Source organism: Halomonas sp. (assembly GCF_033549285.1).
GTDB lineage: Bacteria > Pseudomonadota > Gammaproteobacteria > Pseudomonadales > Halomonadaceae > Halomonas.
This window is the reverse complement of the sequence record NZ_JAWSUJ010000055.1, coordinates 20,958-28,825: the sequence shown is the minus strand read 5'-3', so window position 1 is coordinate 28,825 and position 7,868 is coordinate 20,958. Positions and strand designations below refer to the sequence as shown.

The window sequence follows — 7,868 nt, the reverse complement described above, 5'->3', positions numbered from 1 at the left end:
CTGGTGTTCATCGGCCCGCCGGGGGTAGGCAAGACCCATCTGGCGATCGGTATCGGCCAGAAGGCCATTGAGGCTGGCTACCGGGTACTGTTCCGCAACGCCCTGGACCTGGTCGAGGAGCTGGAGCTGGCCGAGATGAAGGGTGAGCTGAAGAAGACGCTCCACAAGCTCGCCAAGGTCGACGCCTTGGTGATCGACGAGCTGGGCTACCTGCCGATGAGCCGACAAGCGCGCTACGCGCTGTTCCAGCTGATCAACCGGTTCTACGAGCACCGCTCGCTGATCATCACCACCAACAAGGACTTCACCAGCTGGGGGGAATTCTTCCACGACGACAACGTGGCGGTACCGATCGTCGACCGGATCATCCACCACTCGCACCTCTATCTGCTGGGAGGCGAGAGCTACCGACTGAAGCAGAAGACGCTCAGCTGACGATCACGGGTGGGTCATTTTTGTTGGCCACTGGTGGGTCAGTTCTGATGGCCATTGACAAGTGTCGTATAGATCATCCCCTGACCATGAAGCTGGGCCATGGAGAACTGATCATTCGTCGCCGTTACGAGCTGATCAGCATCGTCAACGACTTTTTCATCGCCATCTGGTTCCTGGCAGGCAGCATTCTGTTTCTGTTCCCCAAGGACGAGAAAGCGGCGATCTGGCTGTTCATTATCGGCAGTTTCCAGTTTCTGATCCGCCCTACCATCCGCCTCATCAGCCACATCCACATTCAACGAATTCCCGCCAGTAACTGGGAGAGTTAGAAGCTCTCGTCGACAGGTGACCGGGCAAGAGCCGCCTCAGCGGCCTGCTGTGTGGCGAGAGTGAGTAACGAGCGTGGTGGGACTGACCTGCCTCAAGGCGGCCCCTCCGGGTGGCAACTACGCTTTCCAGGGCTGAACCTTGAATGCGAGCCACCAGAGGAGATCCGCCATGCTATCCCCCCTATCGAGCCGTTCGTTGACCCCCAGTCGTGGCCGGCGGGGTGCCCTCGCCCTGGGCGCCCTTTTCGCCAGCGCGGCCAGCCTGGCCGCGGAACCCGTCCGGCCCGAGCTGACGCCCAAGCTGCAGGGCCTGCTGCAGAAGGAGATGATCCAGATCGAGCAGGCGATGCAGGAGATCTACAGCGCCATGCTGCAGGGCCGACACGCCGTGGTGGCGGAGAAGGGGCAGGCGATCCACGACAGCTTCATCCTCGAGCAGTCGTTGACCGATGAGGACCGCCAGGACCTGAAGGCCGCCGTGCCGCAGGCGTTCCTGCAGATGGATGCGGACCTGCACGAGCTCTCGGCGTCCCTGGCCGAGGCCGGCCAGGCCCGGGACACCGCCCGGCAGGTAGCGCTGTACGGGCGCATGACCGAGTCCTGCGTGGCGTGTCACGGCGCCTATGTCACCGACCGCTTCGAGGGCCTCGAGGGCGTCGACATCCCGGCCGGCTGGGGAATGGCTCCCTCCGCTCAGGGCAACGATCCACAGGATTGACCTGCCTGGGGTTTTGCGTCAGAACAGGCGGATGTTCCGGCCCGGTGGCGCGATGTCGCCGGGCCGGCCCGCTTGTTCAGCACGGAGGCCAGACCCATGCCCCTTTCCCCCCTTGACCAGACTCTCGCCGCCCTGGATGCCCTGCACGCGGAGGACCCGCGCCGTGTGGAGGTGGATGGCGGGCCAGTGCCCCAGGAGCTGTGGCATGCCGGGCGCATGAGTGCCTGGCTGGAGCGGTTGCACGAACACCCCGACGAGCTGATGCGCCTCGCGGTGCGCGGCCAGCACCTGCAGCGCTGGCAGGTGCCGCGCACGGATTACCCCGAGGGGCGAGTGGGCTATCTCACCTGGCGGCGCGACCAGGGCCAGCGGGCCGGCGAGACCACCGCCCGGCTGATGCAGGAGGCGGGCTATACCGCCGAGCAGGCCGAGCGGGTGGCGCGGATGATCCGCAAGCAGGGCCTGGGCCGCGACCCGGGCGCCCAGGCGGTGGAGGACTGCGCCTGCCTGGTGTTCCTGGAGAACTACTTCGGCGACTTCTCGAAGCAGATCGACCACGACCACCTGATCCGCATCGTGCAGATGACCTGGAAGAAGATGTCGCCGCGGGCCCATGAGCTGGCGCTGGCGCTGCCGATGACGGCCGAGGCGCGCGGCCTGGTGGAGGAGGCGCTGGCGGAGTGAGCCCCGCCTCGGCCCGGGCGCTGCTGGCCTGCAGCCGAGGGGTCACTCGGCGCCAAACTGCACGGTCAGGCTCTCGTCGCTCTCGCAGGGCTTGCCGTGGCGTAGCGTCAGGCGACGCCGGGTGAGGTTCATCACCACCGAGAACAGCGTCTCCATGCGCTCCTCGGGTGGCTGGTCGGGATTGAAGTGGCGGCAGATGGAGAGCGGCGCGTTGTCATGGTCGCTCAGGATGGCGAACAGCTCGCCCTCGCCGATATCGCCCTGGGCGGGCAGCCGCTCGCGCAGCAGGCTGTCCAGCCGCGCCAGGCGCGGGCGGGAGTCGGGGCGCGGGAAGTCCTCGACCTGGCGGGTCGCGGCGCGGGCATAGAGGTGGTTGGTGTGGGTGACCAGGCCGCCCTCGGGGGCCAGCCGGCCGGGTTCGCCGGGGTGAACCTCCAGGCCGGCGGCCTGGCCGTCAGCATTGGCGATCAGGAAGTGGGCGGGCGAGCAGACCCGGTCGCGGCTCGCCACGGCCACGGCGCCCTCCATGTCGGCGCTCTCGAGGATCTTGCGCAGGGCGACGTGGATGGGCAGCCCCTCGCCGCAGGTCCGCGAGCGGATGGCGTTGAGGCAGACCCCGATGCCGTGCTCGTTCATGCCGATCTTGGCCACCATGCCGGCTTCGCCGATGCTGATCAGGGCGGGGGCGTCGAGGCCGCTGATCTCGAGGGCCACCACGTTGTGCAGCTGGTCGGTGCGCCAGTCCCAGTTCTGGGCCAGCCACTGGGTGCCGTCGCGGTTCAGGGCGAAGGCGGAGCAGCCGCCGCTGGCCTGGGTCAACGAGATCTCGCTGCGGCAGTTGAGGGTGAGGATGTCCTCGAAGTCGAGCCCGGCCCCGCGGGCGATGCCCGCCATCTCCTCGAGGATGGCCGGGAAGCCGCGCTCGATCATCGGCAGGAAACGCTTGGCCGTCTGGCGCGCCCCGGCCCAGTCCAGGCCCACGAAGTCCTGGAACAGCCGGTCGTAGACCTCGAGGCTGTGGGTGATCAGCCCGGCATGGGCGCGGCCGTGGGCCTCGCCGATCTCGGTGCGGCTGCCGGAGAGGGGGGTGATGTGCATGGTGACCTCATGACGCGGGGGCTGGTCAGGATCACTGTAGCAGGCGGCGGGGCGCGGCAGCACCGGATCCTCGCCGGCGCTGCCGCCAGGCGTTACAGCACCTCGTCGAGCAGGTCCTGGAAGGCTGCCCAGGACTTCTCGTCGGCCCGCTGCTGGTAGCGGTCGCTGCCGAAGACGGTGAAGGCGTGGGGCGCGCCGGAGTAGACCTGGATCTCGTAGGTGACGCCGGCGGCCTCGAGCTCCTCGCCCAGAGTAGCGACGTCGTCCAGCGAGATCGACTGGTCGGCGCCGCCGTGGGCGACCAGGATCGGGGCGGTGTCGCCGTCGTAGGCCTGGCCCTCGGGAGTCGCCAGGCCACCATGGAAGGTGGCATAGCCGGCCACGTCCTGCGCCTCGCCGGAGCGGGCGAGCTCAAGCACCACGGCGCCGCCGAAGCAGTAGCCCATCACCACGGTGGGTTGGGCGGCCCCCTGCTCGCGGGCCTCGGCAAGGCCGGCCAGGGTCAGGGTTCGCATGCGCTCCCGGTCCTCGTAGAGCCGAGCGGTCTCGGCCTTCCTGGCATCGATCTCTGCCGGGCGATTGCCCTGGCCGTAGAGGTCGACGGCGAAGGCGTCATAGCCCTGTTCGGCGAGCATGTCGGCACGCTCTCGCTCGTAGTCGTCGAGGCCGTCCCAGTCGTGGATGACCAGCACGGTGCCGCGGGCCTCGCCCTCGGCGGCGGCGAGGTAGCCCTCGAAGGCCTCGCCGCCGACGTCATAGGTGACGTCCTGGCCGGCGGGTTCGAAGGCGAAGGCGCTGCCGGTGGCAAGGCCCAGGGTGGCGGCCAGGGTCAGGGTGGCGTGAAGCGGGTGGGTCATGGTGTGCCTCCAGGGTCGATGGACGCCTGTCAGTATAGGCGTCGTCTCCGCGAGCGTTGGCGAGGCGGGCTTGTGTTCTGCGGGCAAGGGTTCCAGATTGTGAAGGTGTGTTACCCGAGCAACCTGAGCGAGACGAACAATCATGAAAAAGCGCGTACTGGCGATGGCAGTCGCCGCGTCCACCGTGGCCCTTTCGGGCATGGCCCAGGCCGAGGTCAAGATCGGTTTCCTGGGTGGCTTCACCGGCGGGATCGAGAGCCTGACCCCGCCGATCTTCGATGGCGCCCAGCTGGCGGTGAACCAGATCAACGAGCAGGGGGGGCTCCTCGGCGGCCAGATGATCGAGATGCCCACCGGTGATACCACCTGCTCCGACGCCTCGGCGGCCTCCAACGCGGCCGACCGCATGGTCAACACCGAGGAGGTCACGGCCATCGTGGGTGCCCTGTGCACCGGCGCCACCATCGCGGCGGCCAACAACGCGGCCATTCCCGGCGGGGTGGTGATGGTCTCGCCGGCCTCCACGGCGCCGGCGGTCAGCGAGCTGGACGACAACGACCTGGTGTTCCGCACCGTGCCCTCGGACGCCTTCCAGGGCGAGATGCTGGCCAAGCTGCTGATCGAGAAGGGCATCGACGAGGTGGCGGTCACCTACGTCAACAACGACTACGGCCAGGGCCTCTCCGACGCCTTCACCGAGACCTTCGAGGCCGAGGGTGGCACGGTCGCCGCGAACCTGGCCCACGAGGACAACCGCGCCGACTACCGTTCCGAGCTCGGCACCCTCTCGTCCAGCGGTGTACCGACCCTGGTGGTGCTGGCCTATGCCGACACCTCCGGCCAGACGGTGCTGCGCCAGGCCTACGAGAGCGGCATGTTCACCCAGTACGTGGGGGCCGACGGCATGGTCGGCAACAGCCTGGTAGACGCCGTGGGCGCCGATGTCCTCGAGGGCATGATCGCCACCCGGCCGGGCAGCCCGGACCTGCCCGGCACCGCGCTGTTCGCCGAGGCGGCCGAGGCGGCTGACGTCGACCCCGATGCGGTGTTCGCGGCCCAGGCCTACGATGCCGCCTTCCTGCTGGCGCTGGCCATCGAGCAGAACGGCAATGCCGAACGCGAGGGGCTCTCCGAGGCGCTGCGCAGCGTCGCCATGGCCCCAGGCGAGGTGATCCTGCCGGGTGAGTGGGAGAAGGCGGTGGAGCTGATCGCGGCCGGTACCGAGATCAACTACGAGGGCGCCTCCGGCACCCATGAGTTCGACGAGAACGGCGACGTGCCAGGCATCGTGGTCGAGATGACCGTCGAGGGCGGCGAGTTCGTGCAGGTCGGCGAGCTCGAGGCCGACGACCTCTAAGGTTCCGATACCAACAGTACGAGGCCCCGGCGGGTAACCGCCGGGGCCTCGTCGTGTGGAGCCGATACCTGTCAACCGTGGTGGCGGACCTTCTCCGGCAGCAGCCCCTTGGGCGCATAGCGCAGCACCAGGGTGATCAGCAGCCCGATCACGAACACCCGCGCCTGCAGTGCCCGGCTGTCCAGGTTGGTGGGTGCGTCCCAGCCGAAGGCGCCCTCGCCGAAGGTGACGGCCAGATGCATCAGGAACAGTGCCAGCGGCTCGGACATGATCCAGATGATGTAGACCGCCACGGCGCCGAAGATAGTGCCCAGGTTGTTGCCGGGGCCGCCCAGGATGACCATCACCAGCACCAGGAAGGTATGGTTGAGGGGCAGGTAGCCCTGGGGGTCGAACATGCTGTTGAAGCTGCCCAGGGCCGCCCCGCCGATGCCCATCAGGATGCAGCCCAGGACGAAGATCTCCAGGCGGCGCCTGTTGATGTCCTTGCCCATGGCGGCAGCGGAGATCTCGTTGTCGCGGATGGCGCGGATCATCCGACCCCAGGGGGCGTGGTAGGCGCGACTCAGCAGGAAGAAGATCGCCGCGATCATCACCGCGGTGACCGAGAGGTAGAGGGCCCGGGCCAGGGTGAAGCCGACCTCGGCCGGGCCTGGCACCGGCCAGGGCAGCGGCGAGACGGTGGCGGTGCCGCGGGTCAGCCAGTCGGAGTTCTTGAGGAAGGCCTTGATGATCTCGGCGATGCCCAGGGTGGCGATGGCCAGGTAGTCGCTGCGCAGCCCCAGGCAGACGCGGCCGATGAAGTAGCCCACCCCGCCGGCCAGCGCCCCGCCGGCGATCCAGCCGACGCCGACCGGCAGGCCGAGGCCGCCGATGAAGCCGGCGCGGGACTCGATCTGGTCGGTCACTCCGCGCAGGGCATTGATCACCACCAGGTAGAGCACCAGGCCCAGGACGATGGCAATCAGGGTGCGCAGCTTGCGGGGGACGCCGAGCCGGTCGAGCCGGGTGGCGCCGAACACCACCAGGGCGGCGGCGACCATGTAGAGCAGCACCCGGCCGAGCTCGCCGGGCAGCTCGCTGCCCCAGAAGGCCTCGTTGACCGGGATGCTGAAGAACATGGCGCAGAAGCCGCCCAGGGCCACGAAGCCCATCACCCCGGCATTGAACTGGCCGGCATAGCCCCACTGGATGGTCAGGCCCAGGGCCAGGATGGCGTAGCAGGCGGCCTCCACCAGCATGCGGGTGCTGTAGGCCGGGCCCATGACGGCGTAGACGCCTAGCACGGCCACCAGCACGGCGGCGAAGAGCAGGAGTTCGCGCAGCGGGAAGCGGCCCGGCGCGGCGACGGTATCGGCGCGTTTGGTATCCATCAGATCACCTTGCCCTTGAAGATGCCGGTGGGGCGCCACACCAGGATGACGACCAGGATGAAGAAGGGCACCACGATCTTGTACTCGGTGCCGACGAAGGCCAGGTTGCCGGCCTGGGTCAGCCACTCCGGCAGGCTGTCACGGAAGGGGCGCAGCAGCACGCTCCAGTTGAAGACGGCGAGGGTCTCGGCGAAGCCGACCACGAAGCCGCCGGCCACGGCACCGTAGGGGTGGCCCACACCGCCGACGATGGCGGCGGCGAAGATCGGCAGCAGCAGGAAGAAGCTGAGGTCGGGCTTGAAGGTCACGTCCAGCGACAGCAAGGTGCCGGCGATGGCGGCGAGCCCCCCGGCGATCACCCAGGTCACGGCGACGATGGTGTTGGTGTTGATGCCCGAGGCCTGGGCCAGGTCGGGGTTGTCGGACATGGCGCGCATCGCCTTGCCGAGCCGCGAGCGGCTGAGGAAGAGGTGCAGGCCGACGACCGCGACCAGGGTGATCACGAAGAGGTAGAGCTGCGGCTCGGTGATTACCACCGGGGCCCGTACACCCTCGAAGGGCAGGGCGAGTCGGAAGATCTCCTTGCGGTCGTCGATGTAGAGGCTCTGGCCGCTGGTGCCGGCGAACAGGCGGATCAGGCCCTGGAGCATCAGGGTCACCCCCAGCGACCCGATCACCAGCACGATCGGCTTGACCCCGTGGGCGCGCAGCGGCTTGTAGAACGCCTTGTCGATGCCCACCGCGAGCAGGGCGGTGAGCGCCATGGCCAGCGGCAGCAGGACCAACGCGGAGGGCACGCCGATGGCGGCCCCGGCGCCGGGGAAGGCGGTGGTCAGCAGCAGCACCATGAAGGCGCCGAAGGTCATCATGTCGCCATGGGCGAAGTGGGCGAAGCGCATGATGCTGAAGATCAGCGTCACGCCCACCGCGCCGATGGCGTAGATCGAGCCGGTCACGCTGCCGGCGATCACCACGTTATTGATAAAGAAGACCAGTTCATTCACGTCGGTACTCTCC

9 protein-coding genes are annotated in these 7,868 nt (G+C 68.2%); 5 read left to right on the top strand and 4 right to left on the bottom strand.

Going from position 1 to position 7,868, the window contains the following annotated elements; genetic code table 11:
• The 4 genes from SCI24_RS13145 to SCI24_RS13130 form a co-directional block, all read left to right on the top strand.
• The coding region (locus SCI24_RS13145; RefSeq protein ID WP_318725807.1) for an ATP-binding protein at positions 1-435 on the top strand (435 nt) is incomplete at its 5' end.
• Between the two features lie 47 nt (positions 436-482).
• Complete coding sequence (locus SCI24_RS13140) at positions 483-764, top strand: YrhK family protein (RefSeq protein ID WP_318725806.1); 282 nt, start codon at positions 483-485, stop codon at positions 762-764.
• Positions 765-933: 169 nt separating this feature from the next.
• On the top strand, positions 934-1,482 hold the full coding sequence (locus tag SCI24_RS13135) for a hypothetical protein (protein WP_318725805.1): 549 nt from the start codon (positions 934-936) through the stop codon (positions 1,480-1,482).
• A gap of 96 nt (positions 1,483-1,578) precedes the next feature.
• The gene (locus SCI24_RS13130; RefSeq protein WP_318725804.1) at positions 1,579-2,166 is read left to right on the top strand and encodes a DUF4202 domain-containing protein; all 588 of its coding nucleotides are present in this window, start codon (positions 1,579-1,581) and stop codon (positions 2,164-2,166) included.
• Positions 2,167-2,208: 42 nt separating this feature from the next.
• On the opposite strand, the gene SCI24_RS13125 is transcribed toward SCI24_RS13130, so the two are convergent.
• Both SCI24_RS13125 and SCI24_RS13120 read right to left on the bottom strand, forming a co-directional pair.
• Positions 2,209-3,264, bottom strand: coding sequence for a C45 family peptidase (locus SCI24_RS13125; protein ID WP_318725803.1), 1,056 nt, complete (start codon positions 3,262-3,264; stop codon positions 2,209-2,211).
• Positions 3,265-3,356: 92 nt separating this feature from the next.
• Complete coding sequence (locus SCI24_RS13120) at positions 3,357-4,121, bottom strand: dienelactone hydrolase family protein (RefSeq protein WP_318725802.1); 765 nt, start codon at positions 4,119-4,121, stop codon at positions 3,357-3,359.
• Positions 4,122-4,260: 139 nt separating this feature from the next.
• Here SCI24_RS13120 and SCI24_RS13115 point away from each other — a divergent pair, with 139 nt between their 5' ends.
• A complete protein-coding gene (locus SCI24_RS13115; protein WP_318725808.1) occupies positions 4,261-5,478 on the top strand; it encodes an ABC transporter substrate-binding protein in 1,218 nt (405 codons plus the stop codon).
• A 71-nt stretch (positions 5,479-5,549) separates the two neighbouring features.
• Here SCI24_RS13115 and SCI24_RS13110 read toward each other — a convergent pair whose 3' ends face one another.
• The gene (locus SCI24_RS13110) at positions 5,550-6,851 is read right to left on the bottom strand and encodes a branched-chain amino acid ABC transporter permease (RefSeq protein WP_318725801.1); all 1,302 of its coding nucleotides are present in this window, start codon (positions 6,849-6,851) and stop codon (positions 5,550-5,552) included.
• Positions 6,851-7,855: a branched-chain amino acid ABC transporter permease gene (locus tag SCI24_RS13105; RefSeq protein ID WP_318725800.1), complete on the bottom strand. Its 1,005-nt coding sequence runs from the start codon at positions 7,853-7,855 to the stop codon at positions 6,851-6,853. The genes SCI24_RS13110 and SCI24_RS13105 overlap by 1 nt, the downstream gene beginning before the upstream one ends.
• Positions 7,856-7,868 lie beyond the last annotated feature (13 nt).

What these genes read in the sequence shown, in the direction of transcription:
- SCI24_RS13135 (WP_318725805.1), top strand. Translation starts at nt 934, where the DNA reads ATGCTATCCCCCCTATCGAGCCGTTCGTTGACCCCCAGTCGTGGCCGG.
- SCI24_RS13140 (WP_318725806.1), top strand. Translation starts at nt 483, where the DNA reads ATGGCCATTGACAAGTGTCGTATAGATCATCCCCTGACCATGAAGCTG.
- SCI24_RS13120 (WP_318725802.1), bottom strand. Translation starts at nt 4,121, where the DNA reads ATGACCCACCCGCTTCACGCCACCCTGACCCTGGCCGCCACCCTGGGC.
- SCI24_RS13110 (WP_318725801.1), bottom strand. Translation starts at nt 6,851, where the DNA reads ATGGATACCAAACGCGCCGATACCGTCGCCGCGCCGGGCCGCTTCCCG.
- SCI24_RS13130 (WP_318725804.1), top strand. Translation starts at nt 1,579, where the DNA reads ATGCCCCTTTCCCCCCTTGACCAGACTCTCGCCGCCCTGGATGCCCTG.
- SCI24_RS13125 (WP_318725803.1), bottom strand. Translation starts at nt 3,264, where the DNA reads ATGCACATCACCCCCCTCTCCGGCAGCCGCACCGAGATCGGCGAGGCC.